The sequence below is a fragment of the Nocardia jejuensis NBRC 103114 genome (assembly GCF_001613145.1).
GTDB classification, from domain to species: Bacteria; Actinomycetota; Actinomycetes; order Mycobacteriales; family Mycobacteriaceae; genus Nocardia; species Nocardia jejuensis.
In genome coordinates this window covers 1-25,403 of sequence record NZ_BDBU01000069.1, presented here as the reverse complement: position 1 = coordinate 25,403, position 25,403 = coordinate 1, and the positions used below count along the sequence as shown (strand labels likewise).

22 protein-coding genes and 1 pseudogene are annotated in these 25,403 nt (G+C 67.9%); 5 read left to right on the top strand and 18 right to left on the bottom strand.

The window, feature by feature from the left end; all coding sequences use genetic code 11:
* Positions 1 to 66: 66 nt before the first annotated feature.
* Entirely contained in the window at positions 67 to 4,092 is a 4,026-nt protein-coding gene (gene eccCa, locus NJ1_RS36015) for a type VII secretion protein EccCa (protein WP_067704275.1), read from the bottom strand.
* 147 nt (positions 4,093 to 4,239) lie between these two features.
* Here eccCa and eccD point away from each other — a divergent pair, with 147 nt between their 5' ends.
* Positions 4,240 to 5,715, top strand: coding sequence for a type VII secretion integral membrane protein EccD (gene eccD, locus NJ1_RS36010; protein ID WP_067704244.1), 1,476 nt, complete (start codon positions 4,240 to 4,242; stop codon positions 5,713 to 5,715).
* A gap of 16 nt (positions 5,716 to 5,731) precedes the next feature.
* Entirely contained in the window at positions 5,732 to 7,150 is a 1,419-nt protein-coding gene (mycP, locus tag NJ1_RS36005) for a type VII secretion-associated serine protease mycosin (RefSeq protein ID WP_245717732.1), read from the top strand.
* Here mycP and eccB read toward each other — a convergent pair whose 3' ends face one another.
* Positions 7,151 to 8,626: a type VII secretion protein EccB gene (eccB, locus tag NJ1_RS36000; protein WP_067704241.1), complete on the bottom strand. Its 1,476-nt coding sequence runs from the start codon at positions 8,624 to 8,626 to the stop codon at positions 7,151 to 7,153.
* A gap of 159 nt (positions 8,627 to 8,785) precedes the next feature.
* Between eccB and eccE the strand changes: the two genes are divergently transcribed.
* Complete coding sequence (gene eccE / locus NJ1_RS35995) at positions 8,786 to 10,399, top strand: type VII secretion protein EccE (RefSeq protein ID WP_245717731.1); 1,614 nt, start codon at positions 8,786 to 8,788, stop codon at positions 10,397 to 10,399.
* On the opposite strand, the gene NJ1_RS35990 is transcribed toward eccE, so the two are convergent.
* The 3 genes from NJ1_RS35990 to NJ1_RS35980 all read right to left on the bottom strand — a co-directional run bounded on the left by NJ1_RS35990 (position 10,387) and on the right by NJ1_RS35980 (position 13,213).
* Positions 10,387 to 10,947: an NADPH-dependent FMN reductase gene (locus NJ1_RS35990; RefSeq protein WP_067704236.1), complete on the bottom strand. Its 561-nt coding sequence runs from the start codon at positions 10,945 to 10,947 to the stop codon at positions 10,387 to 10,389. The two genes, eccE and NJ1_RS35990, sit on opposite strands and share 13 nt — an antisense overlap.
* A gap of 68 nt (positions 10,948 to 11,015) precedes the next feature.
* The gene (locus NJ1_RS40760; protein ID WP_084479214.1) at positions 11,016 to 12,293 is read right to left on the bottom strand and encodes an NAD-dependent epimerase/dehydratase family protein; all 1,278 of its coding nucleotides are present in this window, start codon (positions 12,291 to 12,293) and stop codon (positions 11,016 to 11,018) included.
* A 107-nt stretch (positions 12,294 to 12,400) separates the two neighbouring features.
* Positions 12,401 to 13,213, bottom strand: a complete 813-nt coding sequence (locus NJ1_RS35980) for an S-methyl-5'-thioadenosine phosphorylase (RefSeq protein WP_067704229.1) — start codon at positions 13,211 to 13,213, stop codon at positions 12,401 to 12,403.
* Between the two features lie 92 nt (positions 13,214 to 13,305).
* On the opposite strand from NJ1_RS35980, the gene NJ1_RS35975 reads away from it, so the two are divergent.
* Complete coding sequence (locus tag NJ1_RS35975) at positions 13,306 to 13,668, top strand: metal-sensitive transcriptional regulator (RefSeq protein ID WP_422615808.1); 363 nt, start codon at positions 13,306 to 13,308, stop codon at positions 13,666 to 13,668.
* A gap of 1 nt (position 13,669) precedes the next feature.
* On the opposite strand, the gene NJ1_RS35970 is transcribed toward NJ1_RS35975, so the two are convergent.
* The 13 genes from NJ1_RS35970 to infA form a co-directional block, all read right to left on the bottom strand.
* Positions 13,670 to 14,680, bottom strand: a complete 1,011-nt coding sequence (locus NJ1_RS35970; protein WP_157574570.1) for a nitrilase-related carbon-nitrogen hydrolase — start codon at positions 14,678 to 14,680, stop codon at positions 13,670 to 13,672.
* A gap of 79 nt (positions 14,681 to 14,759) precedes the next feature.
* On the bottom strand, positions 14,760 to 15,632 hold the full coding sequence (locus NJ1_RS41080; RefSeq protein WP_169813250.1) for an AraC-like ligand-binding domain-containing protein: 873 nt from the start codon (positions 15,630 to 15,632) through the stop codon (positions 14,760 to 14,762).
* A gap of 238 nt (positions 15,633 to 15,870) precedes the next feature.
* Entirely contained in the window at positions 15,871 to 16,725 is an 855-nt protein-coding gene (locus NJ1_RS35960; RefSeq protein WP_067704221.1) for a nitrilase-related carbon-nitrogen hydrolase, read from the bottom strand.
* An 85-nt stretch (positions 16,726 to 16,810) separates the two neighbouring features.
* Positions 16,811 to 17,791, bottom strand: coding sequence for an AraC family transcriptional regulator (locus NJ1_RS35955; RefSeq protein WP_157574566.1), 981 nt, complete (start codon positions 17,789 to 17,791; stop codon positions 16,811 to 16,813).
* 334 nt (positions 17,792 to 18,125) lie between these two features.
* Positions 18,126 to 19,091, bottom strand: a complete 966-nt coding sequence (locus NJ1_RS35950) for a helix-turn-helix domain-containing protein (RefSeq protein ID WP_084479209.1) — start codon at positions 19,089 to 19,091, stop codon at positions 18,126 to 18,128.
* 278 nt (positions 19,092 to 19,369) lie between these two features.
* Positions 19,370 to 20,227, bottom strand: coding sequence for a tRNA pseudouridine(38-40) synthase TruA (gene truA, locus NJ1_RS35945; RefSeq protein ID WP_157574572.1), 858 nt, complete (start codon positions 20,225 to 20,227; stop codon positions 19,370 to 19,372).
* Positions 20,228 to 20,312: 85 nt separating this feature from the next.
* Positions 20,313 to 20,825, bottom strand: a complete 513-nt coding sequence (gene rplQ, locus NJ1_RS35940) for a 50S ribosomal protein L17 (RefSeq protein ID WP_067704210.1) — start codon at positions 20,823 to 20,825, stop codon at positions 20,313 to 20,315.
* Positions 20,826 to 20,878: 53 nt separating this feature from the next.
* Positions 20,879 to 21,937, bottom strand: coding sequence for a DNA-directed RNA polymerase subunit alpha (locus NJ1_RS35935; protein WP_067519345.1), 1,059 nt, complete (start codon positions 21,935 to 21,937; stop codon positions 20,879 to 20,881).
* Between the two features lie 132 nt (positions 21,938 to 22,069).
* Positions 22,070 to 22,675, bottom strand: coding sequence for a 30S ribosomal protein S4 (gene rpsD, locus NJ1_RS35930; protein ID WP_067704207.1), 606 nt, complete (start codon positions 22,673 to 22,675; stop codon positions 22,070 to 22,072).
* A 21-nt stretch (positions 22,676 to 22,696) separates the two neighbouring features.
* Entirely contained in the window at positions 22,697 to 23,110 is a 414-nt protein-coding gene (gene rpsK, locus NJ1_RS35925) for a 30S ribosomal protein S11 (RefSeq protein WP_067704204.1), read from the bottom strand.
* A 9-nt stretch (positions 23,111 to 23,119) separates the two neighbouring features.
* Positions 23,120 to 23,491 (bottom strand): 30S ribosomal protein S13, encoded by a 372-nt coding sequence (rpsM, locus tag NJ1_RS35920; protein ID WP_067704201.1) that lies wholly within the window; start codon positions 23,489 to 23,491, stop codon positions 23,120 to 23,122.
* Between the two features lie 235 nt (positions 23,492 to 23,726).
* Positions 23,727 to 23,840 carry a 50S ribosomal protein L36 gene (gene rpmJ / locus NJ1_RS35915; RefSeq protein ID WP_067561702.1) on the bottom strand — a complete coding sequence of 38 codons (114 nt, stop codon included), beginning with the start codon at positions 23,838 to 23,840 and terminating at the stop codon, positions 23,727 to 23,729.
* A 121-nt stretch (positions 23,841 to 23,961) separates the two neighbouring features.
* Positions 23,962 to 24,183, bottom strand: coding sequence for a translation initiation factor IF-1 (gene infA / locus NJ1_RS35910; protein ID WP_040804562.1), 222 nt, complete (start codon positions 24,181 to 24,183; stop codon positions 23,962 to 23,964).
* A 584-nt stretch (positions 24,184 to 24,767) separates the two neighbouring features.
* On the opposite strand from infA, the pseudogene NJ1_RS35905 reads away from it, so the two are divergent.
* Positions 24,768 to 25,403: pseudogene (locus NJ1_RS35905) on the top strand (hypothetical protein); the annotation flags it as partial.

Genomic DNA, 25,403 nt, shown 5'->3' with positions numbered 1-25,403 from the left:
ATCTCGCATCGCGCCCCGGCGGACTGCCGGGGCGTTGGCGTTCGACCAGAGCGCCTGTGACACCGATCAGGCGGGTGGGAGCCAGCCCAGCTGGATCAGGTCTTCGCCGGTGCGGGTGACGTAGGTGCCTCGGCCCGGCGGCATGAGCGAGGGGCGGGTGGTGCCGAACAGCACCCCCTCGTCGCGGCTGCAGCTCATGATCAGCGCGGCCGAGTTCAGTTCCTTCATGCGGTTCAGCGTCGCCTCGTACATCGCCCGGCCCGCGCCACCCGAACGCCGCGCGACGATCAGATGGAAGCCCAGGTCCCGGGCGTGCGCGAGGTGATCCACCAGGGCGTGCAGTGGATTCCCGCCGGAGGTGGCGATCAGGTCGTAGTCGTCCACGACCACGTACAGCTCCGGTCCACGCCACCACGATCGATCCCGCAACTGCTGCGGCGTCACGTCCGGCCCCGGCATGCGCTGGGTGACATAGGCGGCCAGGTCCGCCATCTGCCGGGTGAATTGCGGTGCGGTCGAGCCGTATCCGGCCAGATATCCCGGCGGCACGGTGCCGAGCATGGTGCGCCGGTAGTCGCCCATGATGATGCGCGCCTGATCCGGTGTGTTCGCCGCGCAGATCGATTGCACGATCGAGCGCAGCAGCGTCGTCTTCCCGCTCTCCGAATCACCTATTACGACGAAGTGCGGGCCGGCCACGAAGTCCAGTCGCACGGGCGCCAACTCGGCCTCGTCGATGCCGATCGGGAACCGCAGGCACGCCTGCGACCGATCCAGCCGCGCGGGCCAATCCTCCGCCATCCGAAGCAGATCCGCCTGCGGCAGCCGCTCCGGCAGCATGCGCACGCGCGGCGCGGGACGTCCCGGCGTGGCCAGCGCAATGGCCGACACCGCCTCTGCCACAGCCACTCCCAGCGTCGCCGGATCCGAGCTGCCGTCCACTCGCGGCAGTGCCGTGAGCATGTGCAGACAGTCCGGGGTCATACCGCGACCGGGCCGCCCCATCGGCACCAGTGCCGCGAACTTGCGTCCCAGATCCGAATCCATCGGATCGCCGAGTCGCAGTTCGACACGGGTGCCGAGCTGATCCTTGAGCGCGGGCCGCGCCTCGGGCCAGCGCGCGAGCGACACCACCACGTGCACACCGTACGAAAGTCCCTGCACCGCAAGGTTCATCACGGTCTGTTCCAGTGCCTCGAACTCCTGGCGAAAGGTGCCGAAGCCGTCGATCACCAGAAAGGCGTCACCGAACGGGTCCTCGTGCGCGGCCGCGGCGGCCGGGCTCGAGGCCGGATCCATCGCGCGCAGACGCCGCGACTCGGCCATGGATTCGATGCCGAGCCGGCGGAATCGGGCCTCCCGCGCTCGCACCAGGGTCACCAGCTCGGCGACCGTGCGCCGCACCCTGTCCCCTTCGAGCCGGCTCGCCACCGAACCGACATGCGGCAGCCCCTGCAGCCCGGCGAGGGTGCCGCCACCGAAGTCCAGGCAGTAGAACTGCACCTGTTCTGCGGTGTGCGTCAACGACATCGCCATGACGAGCGAGCGCAGCGTCGTCGACTTACCGGACTGCGGACCGCCGACCACCGCCACATTGCCGCGTGAGCCGGACAGGTCCACCACCAGCGGATCGCGTCGCTGATCGTACGGCCGGTCCACCAGGCCGATCGGCGCGCGCAGGGCGGCGACCGGTGTCCGGTCCCCGGTGAGCACGGACCGCGGAATCAGCTGATCCAGCGTCGGGGCCTCGTCCAGTGGCGGCAGCCAGATCTCGTGCGCGGCACGGCCGCGACCTCGCACCCTCGACACCAGCATCTGCAGCGTGGAGATCTGATCGGAGTCCGGCTGAGACTGCTCGTCCTCCGGCCGCGCGGGCAGCGGAATCCTGTCCGCGGCTCGATAATCCACCTGTGATGCGGTGAACGGCCGTACGGTGACGTCGATTTCACCGGGATCGCCACCCACGGCGGCATCCCTGGACGCACCACCGCCGAGGTACGGCCCCGACACATACGCGGATTGGAATCGAACGATCTCCCCGGAATCCGATTTGAGATAACCGCCGCCGGGATTGCCCGGCAGGTTGTAGGCGTCCGGCACACCGAGCACCTGCCGGGATTCATTGGCCGAGAAGGTCTTCAGCCCGATCCGATACGAGAGATGACTCTCCAGCCCTTTGAGCCGCCCCTCCTCGAGCCGCTGCGACGCCAGCAGCAGATGCACGTGCAGCGAACGCCCCAGTCGCCCGATCATGGTGAACAGTCCGGCGAAATCCGGGTGCTGCGACAGCAATTCCGAGAATTCGTCCAGCACCACGAACAATGCGGGCATCGGATCGAGATCCGCTCCGGCCGCCCGCGCCTTCTCGTAGTCGGAGACATTGGCGAAATTCCCCGCCGCGCGCAGTACCTCCTGGCGGCGGTTCATCTCACCGGCGAGCGCGTCCCGCATACGGTCGACGAGGTCGGCCTCCTCCTCGAGATTGGTGATGATGGCCGCGATGTGCGCGACGCCCTCCAACCCGAGGAAGGTCGCACCGCCCTTGAAATCGACGAGGACGAAGTTGAGCTGATCCGGCGAATGCGTGGAAATGAGCGAAAGCACCAGGGTGCGAAGGAATTCCGACTTTCCGGAACCGGTCGCGCCGATGCACAGCCCGTGCGGACCCATTCCGCCCTCGGCCGCCTCCTTGATATCCAGGATCACCGGCAGTCCGTCGGCGCCGATGCCGAACGGCACCCGCAACCGCTCTCGCCCGTACCGGGGCTGCCACCCGCTCTCCGCGTTGAACAGGCCGATATCGCCGAGGCCGAGCAATTGCGACCAGGTCGAGGGCACCTCGCCCGCTTCGGCCGTGCCGTCCACCACCCGCCGCAGCGGCGCGCGGTAGGGGGCCAGTCGTCGCGCCGCCCGCTCGGCTTCGCGAGCGTCGATCCGGTCGATGGCGGCGAAGCGCTCCACGACGCCGCCCGTGCCGCACCCGGAGCACTCCCCGTCCTCGACCAGCATCCGAATGCCTCGGGACGCGGCCAGCGCGGGCGCGTAGCCGCACAGGTCGACAATGGTGACGCCCTCGAATCCGCTCTCCCGCAGCGGATCCTGCTCGGCTTCGAGCAGCCCGCCGTCCACCACGATCACGATCTGGATCACATGGGGATCCGGCGGCTGGTTGCGCGAGTACCGGACCCGATCGCGCAGCAGCGGTGCGAGACTCGTGTGCGCCTGCCGAATGGATCCGAACACCATGCGCGCACTGCCCACCCCGTCCTGCGCCTCGGGATGCTGGGTGTGCGGGAGCCATTTCGCCCACTCCCATTCGCGCGCGGTGTCGGGACCGCAGACCACCGCGACGAGCACCTGATCCGGCCCCTGAAACATGGCCAGCTGCAGCAGCATCGCTCGGGTGAGGTCGCGCGACTGCGCCCGATCGCCGGACAGCGCGACGCTCGCGAAGCCCTTCACCGCCAAGGCGGTCGGCAGATCCGGGACCGTGGAATGAGTCCGGACGAAGCGCCTCAGCGACACCGCGGCTATCGGCTCCAGCTCCTCCACCGGACCGGTCTCCGGCGCCACCAGCCGGGTGGCCAGACGCTGACTGCCGAGCCCGATCCGGGTGTGGCAGAAATCCTTGTCTCCGGGGCGGCGCTCCCACATCCGGGAGGTGCCCGCGAGCGTCCAGAGCAGACCCGGTGCGGGGTGGCTCCACTCGACCGCGGCGCGCTGCTGCGCGGCCGTCCGCTCCACGTCCGCGCGCACCTGATCGAGGTAGCGCAGGTAGTCCTTGCGGTCCTCGTCGGCTTCCGCGGACTTCTGCCCCCTACCACCCTGACCTGCGTACATGCCGATCATCGAGAACACCATCATGAACGGGAACATCAGGCTCATGGGGTTCGTCGCGATGCCGGTGCCCGCGGTGAACATGAGCACGACCATGCCCAGCATGCCGACCACCATCACCAGCGGCATGAGTGTGGTGAAGAGGTTCGCGGGGACGGCCCTGGGGATCTCCGGAGGCGACTGCAGCGTCACCTCACCGCCGGGCGAACGCGGGGTCTCCCGGCGGGGTCTGCGATGAAATCGGACAGTGCTCATGGATCGGGCGAATCCCCCCATCGGATGCCTTGACTGCCGCATCAGTGTACGAACAGCATCCCCGGTGTCGTACAGTTCGAGCAGCATTTCCACACATCACAGCAGCGTGCCCGGCGGTGGGTCCGCCGCGTCGACTTTGGGAGATGAGTGGCACAGACGCGATCGGACCGGATCGACCCCGTGACGTTCGACGAGGCGCGCGGCCGGGTCCGCGCTCCCGATCTCGCCCGAATCACCGTTCTGGCCAAACACACTCAGATCGACATGGCCATCCCGGTCGACGTACCGGTCGCCCTGGTGATCCCGAGCGTCGTGGACATGGTCGCTCAGCACAGCCTCGCCAACGAATTCGACCACGACGGCGAAGTGTTCGAACCCCACGAGTGGGTGCTGGCCCGCATCGGCCGGCCACCGTTCTCCAACTCGCTCAGCCTCGCCGAACAGGATGTCCGCGACGGCGAGTTGCTCATGCTCGAAAGCGCCGAACAGGCTGCTCCCACACCGCTTTTCGACGACATCATGTACAACGTCGCCATCGCCGACGCGGACCGCTTCCGCGGCTGGACCCCTCGGGCCGCACGGCTGACCGCGTCGATCCTGGCGGTATCGACCATGCTGGTCGGCTGCCTCGGACTGCTCACCTCGCCGAATGCGGTGCCCGACTGGATGAGCGGCGGCCTCGCCCTGTTGGTCGCCGTGCTGCTGGTCGTCGCGGGCACGGTGCTGAGTCGGGTGTACGCCGATTGCGGCACCGCGCTGGTGCTGGGTGGATGCGCCCTGCCCGCCGCCTTCACCGCGGGCATGCTGTTCGTCCCCGATCACTACGGCTGGGCGAACGTACTGCTGGGCTCGGCACTCACCGGCGCGACCGCCGTCCTGGCGTGGCGGGTCAGCGGCGTCGGTCTCGGAGTGTTCATCGGCGTCACCACGCTCGCGGTGTATGCCGTGCCCGCAGCCTTGGTCGGTCTCCTCGCCGATGTCCCGGACAAGGCCGTCGGCGCGGGTGCGGTCGCCCTCGGATTGGCCGGATTGTCCTTCGCGCCACGACTTTCCATGGTCCTGGCCAAACTCCCGCTCCCCCCGGTACCGGCGCCCGGCACACCCATCGACCCGACCGAGGACGACCCGGACGACCACCGCGCCCTGCCCTCCCTCGCGGCTCTGCGCGCCAGATCCGAGCACGCCCGCACGTACCTGGCCGGTCTGATCGCCGCCACCACGCTGGTCACCGCGGCGGGGGCCGTCGCGGCCGTCGATCCCGGCTCCGGCACTCGCTACTGGCCGGGCCTGGCGCTGGCACTGGTCTGCGCGGCCGTGCTCATGTTCCGCAGCCGCACCTACGCCGGCGCCGAACAAGCCATGGTGCTGATCGCGGGCGGCGCGGGAATCCCGCTGATCCTGCTCGGCGGCGTGTCACTGCTCATGGAGCAGCCCCTGGCCGTCTTCGGAGCCGCCCTGATACTTCTGATCACCGCCCTGGTCCTGGGCATCATCATCCCCGGCCGCCAGGCGACCCCGCCCATGCGTCGCACTGTCGAACTGGTGGAGTACACCTGCGTGGCAGCCGTTGTGCCCCTGGTTTTCTGGGTGACCGGGCTCTACTCTCTCGTGCGCGGCCTGTGATGCGCCCGGTGCCGCGGTGAGCGCGAGAGGCATTCGCGCATGGGCGGCGGTTTCCGTTCTCGCACTCTGGGTGTCGCTCGGCCCGGGGGCGCAGATGGGCAGCGCTCACGCCGATCGGCCGCCCGCGATCGATCCCGGGCTGCTGCCCGCCGGTGGTCCGGCCGCACCGCCCGGCAAGACCGAGCATCCCGCGAATTCGCCCTGTGTCAGCACGCAATCCGGCGGCGACGGGCCGACGATTCCGCCGACGCAGCGCACGCTCGATCTGGAGCGCGCGTGGCAGTTCTCCAAGGGCGCGGGACAATTGGTGGCCGTGATCGATACCGGCGTGGTCGCGCATCCCCGGCTGCCCGGGTTGCTTCCCGGTGGCGACTACGTCGCGAATTCCGGTGACGGCACCGAGGATTGCGATGCGCACGGCACCCTGGTGGCCGGGCTCATCGCGGGTACGCAGGTGCGGGGGCAGGGGTTCGCCGGAGTCGCGCCCGAGGCCCGGATCATGACGATCCGGCAGACCAGCGCGCTGTACCAGGCCGAGGGCGCGGGCCGGGACAAGGGCCCGGACGACATGCCGGACGGCTACGGGAAGATCTCCGCACTGGGTTCGGCCGTACGCCGGGCGGCCGATGCCGGGGCGCGCGTCATCAACATCTCGCTGGTCGCCTGTCCCACAAGCGAACCCGAGTCACGCGAGATGGGCGCGCTCGGTGCGGCGGTGCGATACGCGGCGGTCGAGAAGGACGCCGTCATCGTCACCTCGGCCGGCAATACCGACACCTGCAAGGCGAGCAATCCCGGAATCGACCCGCTGCATCCAGACGCGGATCTGTGGGATCGCGTGGTGTCGTACGTGACTCCGGCGTGGTGGGACGACTATGTGCTGTCGGTCGGGTCGGTGGACGCGTACGGCCAACCCTCGAAGTTCACGGTGCCGGGCCCGTGGGTGGGAGTGGCCGCCCCCGGGGAGAACATCGTATCGCTGGATCCGCGCAGTACCGGCCTGACCACCGCCAAAGTCACCGCTCAGGGCCAGGTGGTGGCCTACAGCGGCACCAGCTTCGCCGCGCCGTACGTCTCCGGAGTCGCGGCGCTGATTCGCTCCCGATACCCGAATATGCCTGCCGCGCAAGTGATCAAGCGCATCCAGGCCACCGCGCACGCGCCCGGCGAGGGTTGGAATCCCTATATCGGTTACGGCGCTGTCGATCCCGTCGCGGCGCTGACGGCTCAGATCCCGATGGAGCTGCCGCCCAAGCGACCCGCCGGCGCGACCGATCGGGCCCTGCCCGTCCCCGCACCCACGCCCGCCCCGGACCACACCGCCCGCACTGTGGCGCTGATCGGCACCGGCATCATCGCGCTGCTGCTGGTTCTGGGCTTTGTCGCCTCGTTCCCGCTGCGTCGCCGGTTCGGCCTGCGCGAGGACGATCTCTGATCAGTTCTGGCCCTGTACAAGCTGTTTCGCCGGATCCGGATCCGGGGCGACGCCGTCGTGGGCGACCATGGCCGCCGGCCGGCTCAGTGTCGGACCGGGCGCGAGCAGGCCGACGACCGGCCAGGGCGCCGGTTCGGGCCGCACGCTCCCGGGGTCCATGCCCAGCGCCCCGGCCGCGTCCAGATCCTTGATGCCGTAGCGGACTCCGTAGTCCGAGACGAAGAACAGGCTGTCGCGACGCTGGCTGTCGGGCTCGATTCCGGTGACCTGCACGTACGCGCCCGCACCCGGCCTCGAGTAGAACGCGTCCACATTCGGCCCGCTGCCGTCGGACCGAGCGAGCGGAACCAGCTGGGCGCGATCGGGAATCGGCACGGCGTGACCGGTCAGAACGGTCAACTCGGCGTGCTTGCTGCCGTCGGCTCCGTCGGCGCTCTCGAGTGGATTCCAGGACATGCAGCCCACCGGCTCGTCCTTGCCCTCCACGAGAGCGGGCGCGGCGGAGGGATATTCGGAGACCGCAAGCGCCTCGGACACCGGTGCGCCGGTGCGATCCGCCTGCGCGATGTAGTTCTCGGCGGACGGCGACCGGTAGGCATTGCGAATGATGTCGGCGGTCACCGGCGACACCGGCTGCAGGCCGTCGGCCAGGACCACGTAGTACCTGCTGTCCGTGCGCACCTGCACGACGTCGCCGACGAGATGGTCCCCGAGTGAATAGCTCGGCGGCACACCGGCATCGATGATCAGCGGCGCGACGATCGGCGGTACCTCGGGAATGGCGTCGAGCAATCCCTCGCTGATCGGACGCGGGGTGCGCCCGCGAATATCGAGGGCGTCCACCACGGCACGATCGTTCATATCGATCTCGGCGCGCTGATCGTCATAGATCAGATACGCGTGGTCCCGGCCCTGCACCAGCAGCGCCCGGCCCGATCCCAGCGCGGAAGCCTTGTCCGGCAGCGGATCACCCGCCAGCACCGAGGTCGTGACGGCCCGCGACCCGTCGTTGGACATGACGTCGCAGATGGTCCAGGTGCGGCCCCGCCCCGAGGCGTCGACGTTCAGCGAGGCGGGCGCGCCCGGAATCCCGAGAAGCTGCCCGCGCGGCTTCTTCGCGAGTTCGCTCTCCTCGACCGTCGCCGGTTCGGCCGCCTCCCCCGCCGCCAGCCGGGCCGAAGCCAGATTCAGCGCCGGATGCACGACATCGTCGATGACGACGTACACCGCCCCGGTGTCCTTGCCGAGCAGGATCTTGTTACTGCCGATCGAGCCCTGCGGCCGCAGCAGAGCAAGCACTCCGCAACCCGCGAGCGCGACGCACGCGAGGATCAGCCCGGCCCAGAAGGCCCGCGATTGCGAGCGCATCGGGTCGTGCAGCATTCGCACGTCCCGGCGGACCAGGGCGTGCTCCATGCGGCGGACCAGAAAACGATAGCCGCTGACCTGCCATCGCGTTGTGGGTTTAGAAGGCATCGAAAACTCCCCCCGACCAGGGATCATGGCTGTCGAACACAGTACAGTTCCGCACGACCTTCATTCGCATTCGGCTGCTTCGCACGGGTCGGCACGAGCAGTTGGGGGATGTCAGTGGCCGCTCCGGGAACAGTGGATTCCGAACCGATCCTCGGTCGCATGTCGCTGACGAACCTGCTGGTCGCGCAGGTCACCGCGATCGTGATGCTGACGCTGCTGCGGCTGTGCGGGATGCCGTTCCGGTGGGCGCTCGGGGTGGGCGCGGCGGCCGGACTACTGCTCCTGACGAAAATGGGCAAACGTACAGTTGCCGCCTGGATCGGCACCGCGCGGCGCTTCCGCTCCCGGCGCGAGCACGATCACGCGGCCGACATCATCGACTTCCGGGCCGGGGACGGCCGTTCGCTCGGACTGTACCGGGACGGCTCCCGGGTGGTGGCCGTGGTGGAGATGCTGCCGCCCCGGGGCGGTCTCACCCGGCTGGGGGCCGCGGCGGACGGCGCTCGCCGCACGCGGGTGCGGTCCTCGCATCTGCTGCCGCTGCCGGAACTCGCAAAAGCCCTGAGCCGGCACGATATTCGGCTCGCGGGCATCGACATCGTGTCGCACGGTTTCCGCAGCCGATCGGGCACCCCGGCCGGGGCCATCTACGACTCGCTCCTGGGGCCGCTGCCCGCGACCGCGCATCGCACGGTATGGCTGGCAATCGCCTTCGACCCGCTGCGGTACCCCGATGCGGCCGCCCGGCGCGGCGGCGGCATCGACGGATCCTGCCGGGCGGTCACCGTCGCGACGCAGCGCATCGTGCGGATGCTGGCGGACTCCGACTGTGCCGCACGCATTCTCACCGCGCCGGAGATCCGGCAGGCCGCGCTGCAGGTCACCGCGGGCGTGGATCCCGGCGATCTGACCCAGCGCTGGCGCTACACCGAGTTGAACAACAGCGTGAACATCGGTGCGGCCGTGGATCCCCGGCAGCTCGGCCCCGAACTTCTCGCCCACCTGTGGGTTCCGGCATCGCGCGGCACCACCGTCGCGGTCCGCCTGCGCCCAGGGCATTCGACCGGCACCGTCCGCGTCGGCGCGGCCTGGCGGCTCACCGTTCGTGAACTGCCCGAAGAAGTCGTGCAGCACCACATGATCTCGATGAACGGCCGCCATCGCGAGGGCCTGCTCGCCCACCTCCCGTTCGCCGTACCCGGACTCGACGACACCGTTCCCACCGCCGAACGCGCCATCGCCGACCTCGGCACGCTGCACCTGCCCTCGGCCGGCTGCGGACAGCTCCTGGGCTCGGACGAGGACGGCAACGGCGTCGCCATCCGCCTTGTCGGCCAGGGCATCTCGAGCGTCTATGTCGCCGGTGAGCTCTACCTCGCCCAGCAGCTGGTCTTCCGCGCCCTCGCGGTGGGCGAACGCATCCTCATCCGCACCGACCGCCCCCAGTCCTGGGAAACCCTCGTCACCACCATCGGCAACCCCGAACGCCTCACCGTCGCCGCCGAAACCCACCAGCCCGACACCGATTTCACCGCCGCCGTGGTGGACGGCGTGCTGGCCCCCGCTCCCCACGCGGGCGTCACCACCATCTACCTCACCGGCGACCCCCTCGGCTGGCCCGGCACCCGCCCCGACCTCTCCATCCACCAGCCCCGAGCCCAGGGCACCCGGATAACCCTCCGCACCGGTGCCACCCAGGTCCCCCTCACCCTGGTCACCATCCCCCGGGAAGCCACCTACATAGGCCACCCCCGCGGTACTCACCCCGGGTAGGGATCGGTGGCGCGGGCGGTGCGCAAAGTTCCTCCCCACCAATGAAGTTGGTTCAGCAGACGGTCGGCGGCGTCGATCGCCGCGCCGTCCCGTGTGTCACCGGAGGCGTCGAACTTGCGTTTGGCCTCGTGGAAGCTGACTGTCTCGCGGATCGAGACCATGTGGATTTCGGCGACCACCTGGCGGAGTTGTTCGACGGCGCGCAGGCCGCCGGACAGCCCGCCGTAGCTGACGAATCCGATGGGCTTGGCGCGCCATTCACGTTTGGCACTGTCCAGGGCGGTCTTCAGGGACGCCGGGTAACCGTGGTTGTACTCGGAGGTGACCGCTACGAAGGCGTCCGCGGCGGCGATTCGTTCCTGGAAGGCCCGGACCTCGCCGGTCTCGGTCAGGTCGACCGGAAGAGGTGTATCGATCAGGTCGATGACACCGACCTCGAATCGCTCGTCGGCCCGCGCGGCGCGCAGAAACCAGTCCGCGACCACCGGCGCGAAACGCTGCGGGCGCACGCTGGCCACGATCACCTCGAGCCGAAGCGGATTGTCCATGACCCGAGCCTAATCGCGGCGCCGTCCGAATCGGCGCAGGGCGGCCACCACCTGTGACCGATGACCGGTCAGGGGTGTTCGCGGCGGCCGGAATCGTACTTCGCGTAGTCGACCAGGCCGGTCGCCGGAGCGATGCGCGCGGTGAAATCGAGTGCGTGCCTGGCCCGTTCGGAATTCACCACCAGATGGCGAATATCGGTGAGCCGATACTGTCCGGTGACGACCGGATCGGGCCCGCCCACCGCCTTGGACATGGTGGAGGCGACCTCCCACAGCGTGAGGGGCCGACCCGAGGCGATGTTGAGCGGAACGAATCCGGTCAGCTGATGGTCGATGGCGGCCAGCGTCGCGGCGGCGACATCCCGGACCTGCACGAAATCCCGGACCTGTCCACCGTCTTCGAAGATTCGCGGCGCGCGACCGGCGATCAGATCCGCCCGGAACCGCGCCACCACACCGGATTCCGCCGATCGCCCGCCATTGCCGCTCTCGACCGGCGCGCCGTAGACCTGGCCGTACCGCAGCACGGTCGCTGACGCTCCCGTGTTCGCGACCCACGCCAGCGCGTAGTGTTCCTGCGCGACTTTGCTTGCGGCATAGGCACTCCGGGGACGCAGGGGCGAATCCTCCGGGATCGGCTCCCAGGTGAGCACCTCTCCGGTCCGGGGCGCGCGATGATCGAAGAGTCCGCGATCCAGGTCCCCGCGCCGTCGCAGTCCCGGAAAGAAGGGCCCGCTGCGCACTCCGCGATACCGGCCCTCGCCGTAGACGGCCACCGATGATCCCAGAACCAGTCGCCGCACCCCGGCCCGCTCCATCGCGGCCAGCAGCACCGCCGTCCCGGCATCGTTGTGCGTGGCGTACTCGGCCGCCCGCGCCATCCCGAGGGCTCCGGTTTTCTGCGCGTCGGACCCCGAATCCCCCGACGGCCCACGCACGCACGGCCCAACGCCGTGACCGATATCCTCGCGCCGACCGGCCGCGGCCCCGTCCGGCCGGTCGGTGCCACGCTGCCCGTCACCACCGGCCGGGCGCTCCCGCGAGCTCTCCCCGACCGCGCCCACCCGCACCGGAATCTCGGCGGGCGGCACCGCGGCCGCCAGATGGCAGACCACGTCGATACCGGCCAGCAGCGGTTCCAGCGCCTCGTGATCGCGAATATCGAGCCGGGAGACATCCTGCGGCGCAGCGGCATTCGAGCCATGAACCGACTCCAGCATGGCGTCCACCGCGATCACCTCGTGCCCGGCGGCCCGCAAGGCCCGATGGACATGGGATCCGATGTACCCCGCCGCCCCGGTGAGCAGCACTCGCGATCTGTCGGCCTCGGGTCCAGCTGAGCTCATCACTCCAGCCTAGGCGACACCGGTGAACACGCCCTCGGCGGAAAACAAAGACCCGGCGCGGCCACCCAACGGCCGAACCGGGTCATGCGTGGTAGCGGGGGCGAATCTCAGGGAAGTTCGAACGGCAGCTGCACACCGGTTCCGGCGTGCACGGCGCACTTGTCGCACGTCTGGTCACCCTCGACAGCGGCCACCGCGCGACGCACCAGCGCCTTGAACGGCACCAGGTTCCGCTCGAATTCGGCGAACACGTTCACCGCGCTCACGCCCTCACCCGATTCGACGCCCGCGTCCAGGTCGGTGACCAGAGCGATTGCGGAGTAGCACATTTCGAGTTCACGGGCGAGCACTGCCTCCGGGTGCCCGGTCATGTTGACCAGCTCCCAGCCCAGCCCCGCGAACCAGCGGCTCTCGGCGCGGGTGGAGAAGCGCGGCCCCTGCACCACGACCATGGTGCCGTGGTCCTTCAGGGTCAATTCGGTTCCGGCCGAGGCGATCGCGGCGGTCCGCAGTTCTTCGCAGTACGGATCCGCGAACGAGACGTGCACGCCGCCCGCGTCGAAGAAGGTCTGATCGCGACCCGAGGTGCGATCCACCAGCTGATCCGGCACGGCCACGGTGCCCGGCCCCCAATCGGCACGCAGGCTGCCGACCGCGCACGGCCCGAAGACCCGACGCACTCCCAGCGACCGCAGCGCCCACATGTTCGCGCGGTACGGCACGGTGTGCGGGGAGTACTCGTGCTTGCGGCCGTGGCGAGGCAGGAAGGCCACCGATCGCCCCTCCACCACACCGATGGTGATGGGCGCGCTGGGGGCACCGAACGGGGTCTCGACCTCGACGGTCGTCGCGTCATCACCGAAGAAGTCGTAGAACCCGCTGCCGCCGATGATGGCGAGGGTCGCCTGATCCGAACTCATGGCCACGATTCTCGCGCACTCGCACACGAGTGGTATCACCAGCCCGCACCCTGTACCCTAGGGGGGTATTGATGCCGGAAGTGAGGAATGTCGTGACGGACGAGAACGCCACCATCGCCGACCAGCCCAGCCACGACCAGCCCAGCCACGACCACAGCGCGCACGATCACACCTCGCACGGCTACATCACCGCCAAGGACGACTACCTCAAGCGCCTGCGCCGGATCGAGGGCCAGTCCAGGGGCCTGCAGCGGATGGTCGAAGAGGAAAAGTACTGCATCGACATCCTCACGCAGGTCTCGGCCATGACCAAGGCCCTGCAGGCGGTCGCCATGGGCCTGCTCGAGGATCACATCAGCCACTGCGTCGTGGACGCCGCGATGGCCGGCGGCCCGGAAGCCGAGGCCAAGATCAAGGAAGCCACCGACGCCATCGCGCGCCTGGTCCGCTCCTGACTCAGCAGGCGGCCATGCCGCCCGGGTAGTCGCCCAGCGCCATCGGCAGCGCCCATCGATCCGCACCCGCCTGCCAGCCGGTCCCGGCGCGGCGGGCCGCCACCTGTCCGCGCCGGGAGCGCCGCCCGGCGTCCAGGTCACGAGTGACCCCGCCGGTGGCCCCGAGTTCGAGCTCGGCGTACAGAATGCCCTCCGCGCCCTCCGCGAGCGGCGTCACCAGTTCACTGCCGTCCGCGCCGAAGATCCGGGCCTGCCCGGTCCGAGGCACGGGCTGCGCCGCGCCGTTGCGGCCCGGCCGCTCGCGGCCCTCCCACACCGGACTGGCCCGGCCGTCCCGCAGAGTGTCGCCCACCACCACGCAGGGCGCGAGCACGCAGGCCCCGACCTCGAGCGCGTACATGCGGCTCACCGTGGCGCTCGATTCCGGCCCGGCCACATCGAGGTCCGCGCCGCCCGGCCAGGCGGCGATATGGATCTGCTCCTCGTCGGCACGCAACGCGCGAGTGAGCAGCGGCCGCTGATTCTCCTGGCCGGACAACGCGCCGAACCGGCCGATCTGACTGTGATGCACCGCAGGCAGATTCGGCGTTCCGGACGCGAACACCTTGCGCTCCACACTGTTCAGCCCGGCCTTGCGCCGCACCGAGAGCACCTGACCGAAATCGTCGATCACCGCCTGCGCCATATAGATCCGCCGATCCTGCCGCTCCCCGAATCCCAGCACGACATGGATGCCGTGCGCCCGGGCCGCGGCGGCGACCGCGCGCATTTCGGATCCGTCTCGCAGCATCGAATTCTCGCGGCACCGAGTCGAATACTCGACGTTCCATTGATTGGTTTCCACCCAGCGCCACCACGGAAAACCGGGTAAAAACGTCTCGGGGAAAGCGATCAGGCGAGCGCCATGGTTCGCCGCGTCGCCGATCAGTTCCACTACCTGCTCGACGCCTTCGGACAACCGCAACCATTTCGGCTCGGCCTGCACGGCAGCCACTCGCACCGTTTTCCTCATCGCGTTTCCCTCATGGAACGTGATGCTCGCCAAGGAATTACATCGACACAATGCCGATGAGTGCCCGATTACCGACTGTTCATGCCAACGATCGGAATGCACCGGGTGTGGTACCCATTTCCAGCCGAAACGAGCGGTAGAAACTCCGCTCGGTCAAGAAACCGGAAGCCTTCGCAACGGCGGACAGGGGCAACTGTGGCGCATTGCGCAGCAGATCGCAAGCGCGTTCGATACGCATGCGCCGCAGCACAGTTCCCGGCCCGCCTTCGAACTCACCGAAAACTCGATACAGCGTCCGCCGCGACATTCGACATCCCTCGGCGATCGCGTCCACACCCAGTTCCGGATCCGCGCAATGCGCGCGCATGAAAGTCAGGACTCGTTGTCGATTCAACGCATCGGCGGGCTGATCGCGCAGCGGGCCGCCCGAGGCCGCGATCACCGCGGCCGCGAGCAGGTCGCGGCCGGGTTCGGCCAGCAGTGCCGCCGCATCCGCGTCGGTGCGCTGCAATCCCGCTATTCCACGGAAGAATTGCGCGACGAGCCCCGGCGCGGTATCTCCGGAAAATGCGGTAGCGGTAGGGATTTCGACATCCGACACCCCGTATCGCTCACGCAGTCGGCGCAACGGAACCTGTACGACGACCTGTTCCCACTCCTGTGCGAAATCCCAGTGATAGGGGCGGCTGGTGTCGTAGAACACGATTCCGCCGGGGCCGACATCCGCGACCCTTCCATCCTGATGCAGTCGGCCGCTTCCGGAAAGCGGAATGCTCGCCAGCAGAAACTCGTCATCGGCGCGTGCTATCAATCGATCGGTGCGGCGGATCAGCTGCGTCGAGGATCCCACCACGGTCACATCGAGATCGTCGTAACGAGCGTGTTCGATATGCCCAGAAAAACGACCGGTCTGTTTGGGTGAAACGGCAAGCGGTACATACGCCGCGCTCACATGCGCTTCCCAGCGTTCGAATGCTTCCGACGCCGACTCCTGGGGCCCGGATCGCACTTCGACCCGACCGACCGCCTCTGCCCGATCCACTCCGCATCCTCGATGACCATCGATGGCCGACAACCGGCCGCACACTCGCGAGTGTCTCAGATTTGAACGCGGACAACCAATACGGCCGTATGAGTGGGAGCCCGGACGGCTTGCCCGAGCCGCCCCCAGCGCGGCCCGGGCAGGCCCGCTAGGCGGCCGACTCGACGCTCAGGTCCAGTTCCAGATCCGCGTACAGCAGACCCTCCTGATGCCCGCTCAACGGTGACGCCAGCTCCTGCCCACCCGGTGCGTAGATCCGCGCGTGCCCGCCCGGCCCGCGCACCAGCTCCTTCACCTGTTCCGGACCGCGATGAAATTCGCTGCCGGCCACATCCATCACCGAACACGCGGCGATCACGTTCAACTGCCCCACCACCGAATACCAGAGGGTGGCAGCATTGTTCACGCGCACACCCCATTCCACGTCCCGCGCCACGATGAACCCGGGCCAGGACACGATGTGCACCTGCGCCCCGGTTCGTTCCAGGTCACTGCGCGCGGGCAAGTTCAGCTGCTCGGAGCCCCCCTGCACGCCGATGCGGCCGATGCCGGTGCGGAACACGTACGGTTCGGTGATCTCCCCGCTCTGGAAGATCCGGTGTTCCAACGACGTCAGCTCGGGCTTGCGGCGGACTCCGAGCAGCACCCCTCGATCGTCGATCAGGCACTGCGACATGTAGAGCGAGCCCGCGGACCGCTCACTGAATCCCAGAAGTACGTGAATGTGGTGCCGTCGCGCCGCATCGGCGATGCGGCGGAATTCGGTGCGACCCACGGTCATCGAATTGGTGCGATAGCGCGCGAAGAAGCCCTGACCCCAACTGACCGAATCCAGCCACAACCACCACGGATAGCCGGGTAGAAAGGTCTCGGGAAAGGCCACCAGCTGGGCGCCGCCGGTCGCGGCCGACTCGATGAATTCGATGACCTGCGCGACACCCGCTCGCAGATCCAGCCACCGCGGTTCGGCCTGGACGGCTGCCACTCGCACCTTCGTCGGCACCTCGGCTCCTTCGAGAAACGATCGGTGATCTGTGCAATCACCTTTCGCCGAAGCCTCGCGCGGGGCAGCGACATCGCGTGCCGAGCTACCGACCTGCTGTGCCTGGCTCCAATTGGGTGCGGAACTGCCCTGGGGTGAGCCCGGTTTCCTCTCGGAACGCGCGATAGAAGTGCCGGTCGGAGGCGAATCCGGACGCCGCGGCAATGGCCGAGAGCGGGCGGGTCGGGTCCGCCCGCAGCAGCCTTCGCGCATGCTCGACGCGCATGCGCCGCACCAGGGCGGCCGGGCCGCCGATGTCCTCGCACACCCGATAGAGGGTGCGCCGCGAGACCAGGCAGGCGTGCGCGACCTCGTCCACGGTGAGCTCGGGATCTGTGTACCGCTTGCGCAGGAAGGCGATCACCTGCTGGCGGGTGTAGAGCGAATCCGACGGGGCCGGGGAGGTCTGCCCGGTGGCCAGCAGCACCGCGGAGGACAGCATGCCCGCGATCTCCGATTCGAGGATGTTCGCCGCCCGTGAGGTCTCCTCCGACGGCAGCGCGGCCAGCCCGCGGAAGAAGCTCGCCACCACACCCAGCGCACCGGTGGTGGGCATCGGAGTGGCTATCGGGAGTTCGTCACGCACCAGGCCCGCGTGTTCGAGCACCAGCCGCATGGGCGCGCGGACGATCGTGGAGACCGCGTTCTCGGTGGTGCGGCTGTCGAGCGGGCGGGCGCTGTCGAAGAAGACGATGGAACCGGCCGGGGTGTCCGCGAGTCGCCCGTTCTGCTCGGTCCAATTCGAGCCTTCCTCAACGATATTCACCAGAAGGAACTCGGCACTCGCCTGCTCTACCTGGCGCTTGGTCCGCATCACGCGCTGCGCGCTGGCCGCCATGAGGGTGAGGCTCGAGCGGTCGAATTTCGTGGTCGAGATCCGCCCGTGCCAGTGTCCGTCGGCGAGCGGTTCGATCGAAGTCGGCACGACAGCATCGGCGAGAAGCGCCTCCCACTGCTCGAAGGCCTGGCGTGCGGAAGTGCCCGAGCTCGAACAGACCTCGGCGCTGGCGGTTGCCGCGTTTCCCACTCCAGCATCATCCCATTCCCCGGCCCCCAGCAAACTGCGATTGCACCTGTTCGAACCCGGCGAAACGGACCAGTTCACCGATGGGCGCGCAAACACAGCTCGCCTGCCCGGCCGTCGGCGACGCAGGCGACAGCTCGGAACACAGATCGAGATGGGAAACCGCTCGCGCACGGGTCGACGATTCGGTCCAGGGGTACAGCCATCGAGAACCGGATGCTCCACAAGTATTCACAGCCGCCCACCCGCTGTGACTGCCCGCTCGTGCCAGATAACTGACCATTCAGGTCACGCGGGAGTCAGATCCCGTCCCGGAGGATCCGCGGGGGTTCGGCACTCAGGTGTGCACGGTGCGGAATTCGCCTGGCGTCATACCCATTTCGCGTTTGAAGGCCCGGTAGAACTGCCGCTCCGAGACGAACCCCGAGGCCCGCGCGATCGACAGCAGTGGGCGTGTCTGATCCGTCCGGATGAGCGCGAGCGCGCGCTCGATCCGCATGCGCCGCAGCATGGCGGCGACGCCGTCGTCACCGTTCTCGAACATTCGGTAGAGCGTGCGCCGCGAGACCGAACAGGCGGTGGCCACCTGCTCCACGGTCAGCTCGGGATCGGCGTAGTTGCGCTGGATGAACGCCAGCGCCTGCTGCCTGGCCAGGGTCTGCCCGGGTCCGTCGTGCGGGAGATCACCGGCGGCCAGCTGCACCACCGAGGCCAGCAGACCGGTGCCGTGCCGAGCCAGCACGGCCGCCTGATCGGCATCGGAACTCTGCAGGCCGGCCAGTCCGCAGAAGAATCTGCCGACGATGCCCGCCGCACCCTCGGGTGGAAACCGCACGGCCGTGGGCAATCGGTCCGACGGCACGCCGGAAGCGCCCACCACCTGCGACAGCGGCACCTGCACCGCCACCACGCCCCAGTTCTGCTCGAAATGCGCGGTGAACGGACGCGAGCTGACGTAGAGCATCAACCCGCGATCCACCATCTCGCCCACCCGGCCGTCCTGGGACAGCCAGCCGTGCCCGTGGGTGGTCACCGTGGCGAACAGAATCGGTTCGTCGGGTACGTGCAGCAACCGGGACGCCCGGGTGATGTGCTGTCCGGACGCGTACACGGTGGACACGTCCATATCGTCGAACCGGGATTGCACTATCCGGGCTCGAAACTCCCCTGTCTGGATCGGGGTGACAACCAGGGGTACATATGCCTGGGCTACCGCAGCCTCCCACTGCTCGAATGTCTCCTGTTCGGTGACCTCCGGCGTGGATCGCACCTCCACCACTGCGGGTCCAGAGCCGCCGCTCATGGGCCGATTGTCGCACCCCCGGAGGCCTCTGAACGCCGAAATCCGTTCACAGGTTCAAACTTTCGCGAGACTGTCCGATATACGCCGTTACTCGTAACCCTCGGCACGAATCTTCACGGCGGGCTTCGGTATTCGATCTACCGGCCGTTTCGACCGCACGAGGACCGTCGCGCGCGTGTCACCGACCGCCATCCCGGGCGTGGCGCCGAAAACCGGTACGCGGTAAAGGATTTGAGGAAGACACTCGCAGAGTTTCTACGCTCACCCGCAATCGGGCCTCAGCTGCCGCAGCAGCCCTCCGGATCGGGAACCGAACGAACTTCGCGAGTCTGTGCATTTCGGGCAGCGAGTTCGGCATCGGCCGGATAGTCGACCGCGATCAGGCTCAACCCGTGTGCCGGAGCGACCGCCACGGCACTGGCACGCTGACGTTCGTTCAGCAGACCGGCGGTCCAGTCCGGGGTGCGGCGACCCTCTCCGACCGCCAGCACGGCACCGACCAGGCTGCGCACCATCGACCAGCAGAACGCGTCGGCGCTGACGTACGCGGTGAGCAGATCACCCTCGCGCTCCCAGTCGAAGCGCTGCAACTCCCGGATCGTGGTCGCGCCCTCGCGCCGCCGGCAGAAGGCGGCGAAATCGTGCAGGCCCAACAGGTTTCGCGAAGCGGCCCGCATCGCGTCGAGATCGACGTCCGGGCGGCAGGGGACGATGTGGCGCGCCTGCAACGGTTCCGCGCCGAACGGCGCGGTGGTCAGACGGTAGGCGTAGTGACGACGCACGGCGGAGAAGCGCGCGTCGAACTCCGGCGGTACGAGGCGAACTCCTTCGATGCGCACGTCTTTCGGCAGGAATCGCGCCATCCGATGCACCAGCCGCTGCTCGTCCACCTCGGCACGGGTATCGAAGTGCGCGACCTGACCCTCGGCATGCACACCGGCGTCGGTTCGGCCCGCCACGGTCAACTGGATCGGCTCGCGCTGCACCTTGCTCAGCGACTCCTCCAGCACACCCTGCACGGTGCGCAGGCCGGGCTGGCGCGCCCAGCCGCTGAAGTCGGTGCCGTCATAGCTGATGTCCAGCCGTACCCGAACCGCGACCGGCTCCGGCGTCGGATCCTCCACCGTCACTGCGATCCCCTCGTCAACATGAGGAAAGCCCGCCGACCCGAAGGGGACGGCGGGCTCACTCGTGGCAATTACCCACGCGGAGCAAGGAAGACTAGTCTTCCTTCTTCTCCTCGGCAGCGGCCTCGGCCGGAGCCTCGGCGACGACCTCGGTGGCCTCTTCGGCCTCTTCGGCAGGAGCCTCGGCCGGGGCCTCGGTCTTCTGCGAAGCGGCGACGCGACGGGCACGATCGGCCTCGTTGGTCACGGTCTTCTCGCGAACCAGCTCGATGATCGCCATCGGCGCGTTGTCACCCTTGCGCGGGATGGTCTTGATGATGCGGGTGTAGCCACCCTCACGGCCCTCGAACGAGGGGCCGATGTCCGCGAACAGAGCGTGGACGATGTCCTTGTTGCGGATCACCTTCATCACCTCGCGACGGTCGGCGAGAGAGCCGGCCTTCGCCTTGGTGACAAGCTTCTCGGCGTACGGGCGCAGCGCCTTGGCCTTGGACTCGGTGGTCGTAATGCGACCGTGCTCGAAGAGCGCCGTGGCCAGATTGGCGAAGATCGCCTTCTGGTGCGACGCCGACCCGCCGAAGCGGGCACCCTTCTTGGGCTTGGGCATTGGAATTCTCCTGTGTCTGAAGGCCTACTCGGGGCGCCTACACCCCGTGCGACCTAAAGCTGTTCGGTTTCGGCGTAGTCCTGCTCGCCGCTGTCGGTGTCGCTGAACGAACCGCTGTCGCTCCAGGTACCGCTCGCCGCGTCGTAACCGACGACGGAGGACGGATCGAAGGAGGCCGGGCTGTCCTTGAGCGAGAGACCAAGCGAATGCAGCTTGACCTTGACCTCGTCGATGGACTTCTGGCCGAAGTTACGAATATCCAGCAGATCCGACTCGGTGCGGGCAACCAGCTCGCCGACGGTGTGAACACCCTCGCGCTTGAGGCAGTTGTACGACCGCACGGTGAGGTCCAGGTCCTCGATCGGCAGACCGAACGAGGCGATGTGGTCCGCCTCGGCCGGGCTGGGGCCGATCTCGATGCCCTCGGCCTCGACGTTCAGCTCGCGAGCGAGACCGAACAGTTCGACCAGAGTCTTACCCGCCGACGCCAGCGCATCCCGAGCGGAAATCGAGTTCTTGGTCTCGACATCCAGGATGAGCCGGTCGAAGTCGGTGCGCTGCTCGACACGAGTCGCCTCGACCTTGTAGGTCACCTTCAGAACCGGCGAGTAGATCGAATCCACCGGGATCCGGCCGATTTCCGCGCCCGACGCCTTGTTCTGCACGGCCGGGACGTAGCCGCGACCGCGCTCGACGACGAGCTCGATCTCCAGCTTGCCCTTGTCGTTCAGGGTGGCGATGTGCATATCCGGGTTGTGCACGGTCACGCCGGCGGGGGGGACGATGTCACCGGCGGTGACGGTGCCCGGGCCCTGCTTGCGGACGTACATGGTGACCGGCTCGTCCTCTTCGGACGACACCACGAGGCCCTTGAGGTTCAGGATGACGTCGGTGACGTCTTCCTTCACGCCGGGGACCGTGGTGAACTCGTGCAGCACGCCGTCGATGCGGATGCTCGTGACAGCAGCACCCGGGATCGAGGACAGCAGCGTGCGGCGCAGCGAGTTGCCGAGCGTGTAACCGAAACCCGGCTCCAGCGGTTCGATGGTGAACCGCGACCGGTTCTCGGACACAACCTCTTCGGTCAGTGTCGGTCGCTGTGAAATCAGCATGGCTGTAACTCCTCCTTCAAAGACGCCCACTATTTGACGTCCACGACATGGATTGCGGGAGACCACTTTTCGAGACCGAGTCCCGGAAGGCGGTCTCCCACCAGCGGCGCGCTACAACGAGCGCACCTGCGATTACTTCGAGTAGAACTCGACGATCAGCTGTTCCTGCAGAGGAACATCGATCTGCGCACGCTCGGGGAGCTGGTGCACCAGGATCCGCAGACGGCCGGGAACGACCTGCAGCCAGCCCGGGATCGGGCGATCGCCGACGGTCTCACGCGCAATCTGGAAAGGCAGCGTGGTCAGCGACTTGTCGCGGACATCGATGATGTCGTACTGCGAGACCTGGAAGCTGGGCACATCGACCTTCACACCGTTGACGGTGAGGTGGCCGTGCGAGACCAGCTGACGGGCCTGACGACGGGTGCGGGCCAGACCGGCCCGGTACACCACGTTGTCGAGACGAGCCTCGAGCAGACGCAGCAGGTTGTCGCCGGTCTTGCCCTTCTGGCGGTTCGCCTCTTCGTAGTACTTGCGGAACTGCTTCTCCATGACGCCGTACGAGAAGCGAGCCTTCTGCTTCTCCTGCAGCTGCATGAGGTACTCGGATTCCTTGATCCGCGCGCGGCCGTGCTGGCCGGGCGGGTAAGGACGACGCTCGAACGCCTGGTCGCCTCCGACGAGGTCGACACGCAGACGACGCGACTTGCGGGTGATGGGGCCTGTATAACGAGCCATTTTTCGCTAAATCCTTTCCCGCTAGACGCGACGGCGCTTGGGCGGCCGGCAGCCGTTGTGCGGCTGAGGAGTGACATCAGAGATCGAGCCGACCTCGAGGCCTGCGGCCTGAAGCGAGCGGATCGCGGTCTCGCGACCCGAACCCGGGCCCTTGACGAACACGTCGACCTTCTTGACACCGTTCTCCTGCGCCTTACGGGCAGCGTTCTCGGCGGCGAGCTGTGCGGCGAACGGGGTCGACTTACGCGAACCCTTGAAGCCGACGTGACCCGAGGACGCCCAGGAGATGACGTTGCCTTCGGGATCGGTGATGGACACGATCGTGTTGTTGAACGTGCTCTTGATGTGAGCGTGGCCGTGCGGGATGTTCTTCTTTTCCCGGCGACGCGCTTTCTGAGACTTCTTCGGGCCAGCGGCCCGGCTCTTCGGAGGCATGCGCTATCCCTACTTCTTCTTGCCGGCGACGGTCTTCTTCGGACCCTTGCGCGTGCGGGCGTTGGTCTTCGTCCGCTGGCCGCGCACAGGCAGGCCACGACGGTGACGCAGGCCCTGGTAGCAGCCGATCTCGATCTTGCGACGGATATCGGCCTGCACCTCGCGGCGCAGGTCACCCTCGACCTTGAGAGCAGAGCCCTCGATGAAGTCGCGGAGCTGGGTCAGCTGCTCGTCGGACAGGTCCTTCGAGCGCAGGTCCGGGCTCACGCCCGTGCCGGCCAGGATCTCCTTGGAGCGGGTACGGCCGATGCCGTAGATGTAGGTCAGCGCGATCTCCATGCGCTTTTCGCGCGGGAGGTCGACGCCCATCAGACGTGCCATGTGGCAGGTTCCTTAATGTTTCGGAGGTCTGCTCCCTGTCCGTCCCCTCGTATGGGGCCCCGGCCTCCGTACCGGGGGAAAGCCGCCATCCGCCCCGTAGGGGGCTCGTCGACGGCGACTGGCGCTGGGAGTGCTTCTTTGTTGCCAACCCGAACTGCGTTCGGTGCGTGGCTGGTGAGCGACCTGGGCTGCACAGAAATCGTGCGGCCCCGGCGAGCCCGGCCGTTGGCCGAGATCAGCCCTGACGCTGCTTGTGGCGCAGGTTCTCGCAGATCACCATGACCCGACCGTGACGACGGATCACCTTGCACTTCTCGCAGATCGGCTTGACGGACGGATTGACCTTCACGTCGTATCCAATCTGGTTTCGGTGTTCACTGGCCGTGAACACAGTTTTTCCCCGGCCGGAAATGGCCGGGGAAGCCCGGGACTCGGTGGTCTCGGAAGTCTTTCGCAACCAAGCGATCTGGTTACTTGTATCGGTAGACGATGCGACCGCGGGTCAAGTCGTAGGGCGACAGCTCCACGACGACGCGGTCCTCGGGCAGAATGCGGATGTAGTGCTGCCGCATCTTGCCGCTGATGTGTGCGAGAACCTTGTGCCCGTTCTCCAGCTCGATTCGGAACATCGCATTGGGGAGCGGCTCGATGACCCGGCCCTCAACCTCGATGGCCCCTTCCTTCTTCGCCATATCCTCCGCGATCCCGATTAGGCTGAACCTGGTTGGTCCATGCTCATTACGGCGGGCCCAACCGGAATCTTCGTCGTGCACTCCAGTCGACCCGGTGCCATACTTCGTGCAAGGGACATGAAGACATGCCACGACCACTATGTAGATGCACCAACGGCATAGCTTACCCGCATCCCGAGATCCGGCCAAACGCGGGCGCTATGACGTGCGCTGCATTGCGGCCACTGCCCGTGGCGCCACCCGGCCCCGGATCGCGCTCTTCGCGCCGGATGCCCGCATATCGGCGAGGACGCCCTGCTCATCGGAACACCCTCGCGGGAGAATCGCCTACGCCGCAGCCGAGAGATTCTGAACCCGCGGCACGGCAGCGGGATCGCGACCGCGTCGTGCGGGCTTGCTCGTTCGAATCGTTTCACCACCCGGCGCGAGCCGGTCGGCGCCGAGGCGCACTCCTTATCTCTTTGTATGCGCTGCTCGTTCTTCGAGGTGGGCGGGGCCCTTGGTCGGCTAGCGGGCACGGGGTTGCGGGGAATCGCTAAACTCGCCCTGTCCATGCATGATCGGTCCACCACTCGGGGGTACAAGTGAGCCGCAACAACGACGGCCTCCCCATGCTTCCACCATGGCTGTCCGAGAGCGACGTCACCGAGTCCGGCTACGAAGCGCCCGTGGAGAACCTTCCCCACGACGACCTCATCCCCGAAGAGAAGTCGCCTCGCCGCCTCTTCGGCGGCCGCCGCAAGGGCCGCAAGGACACCCCCGCCCCGACTCCCCAGCCGGACCTCGCGCAGCAGACCGCCCGGCCCGACCGGGCACCGAGCACCCCGCAGCCCGACTCGGCGACGCAGTCCCCGCACGCCGACTCGGCACCGCGCACTCCTCAGCCCGACCCGGCACCCTCGTCGCGCACCCAGCCCGACCGGGCTCCTTCGTCGCGCACCTCGCAGCCCACAGCGGACGCGACCACGCGAATCCCCAACGGCACCCCTCAGACCGACGGCACCCCGGACTCCCCGCAGCGCGCTCCCGAATCCCCGCAGCGCCCAGCGGTCCCCCAGCGCAACCCCGGCACCCACTTCAATCCGCCGATTCCCAGCCCCTCGGCCGAATCCGATCTCGGCACCCCGCCCCGAACCCCCGGGCCACGCTTCGACGCACCCCCACCGGCCCACGCCGCCCCCGCGCGCCAAGCCGACCCGCGCACCCAGCGCCCGGACCTC

Coding starts and splice junctions, on each gene's coding strand:
- eccCa (WP_067704275.1), bottom strand. CDS start 4,092: ATGAGCACTGTCCGATTTCATCGCAGACCCCGCCGGGAGACCCCGCGT.
- eccB (WP_067704241.1), bottom strand. CDS start 8,626: ATGCCTTCTAAACCCACAACGCGATGGCAGGTCAGCGGCTATCGTTTT.
- eccE (WP_245717731.1), top strand. CDS start 8,786: ATGTCGCTGACGAACCTGCTGGTCGCGCAGGTCACCGCGATCGTGATG.
- NJ1_RS35990 (WP_067704236.1), bottom strand. CDS start 10,947: ATGGACAATCCGCTTCGGCTCGAGGTGATCGTGGCCAGCGTGCGCCCG.
- NJ1_RS40760 (WP_084479214.1), bottom strand. CDS start 12,293: ATGAGCTCAGCTGGACCCGAGGCCGACAGATCGCGAGTGCTGCTCACC.
- NJ1_RS35980 (WP_067704229.1), bottom strand. CDS start 13,213: ATGAGTTCGGATCAGGCGACCCTCGCCATCATCGGCGGCAGCGGGTTC.
- NJ1_RS35970 (WP_157574570.1), bottom strand. CDS start 14,680: ATGAGGAAAACGGTGCGAGTGGCTGCCGTGCAGGCCGAGCCGAAATGG.
- NJ1_RS35950 (WP_084479209.1), bottom strand. CDS start 19,091: ATGAGCGGCGGCTCTGGACCCGCAGTGGTGGAGGTGCGATCCACGCCG.
- rplQ (WP_067704210.1), bottom strand. CDS start 20,825: ATGCCCAAGCCCAAGAAGGGTGCCCGCTTCGGCGGGTCGGCGTCGCAC.
- NJ1_RS35935 (WP_067519345.1), bottom strand. CDS start 21,937: ATGCTGATTTCACAGCGACCGACACTGACCGAAGAGGTTGTGTCCGAG.
- rpsD (WP_067704207.1), bottom strand. CDS start 22,675: ATGGCTCGTTATACAGGCCCCATCACCCGCAAGTCGCGTCGTCTGCGT.
- rpsK (WP_067704204.1), bottom strand. CDS start 23,110: ATGCCTCCGAAGAGCCGGGCCGCTGGCCCGAAGAAGTCTCAGAAAGCG.
- rpsM (WP_067704201.1), bottom strand. CDS start 23,491: ATGGCACGTCTGATGGGCGTCGACCTCCCGCGCGAAAAGCGCATGGAG.
- infA (WP_040804562.1), bottom strand. CDS start 24,183: ATGGCGAAGAAGGAAGGGGCCATCGAGGTTGAGGGCCGGGTCATCGAG.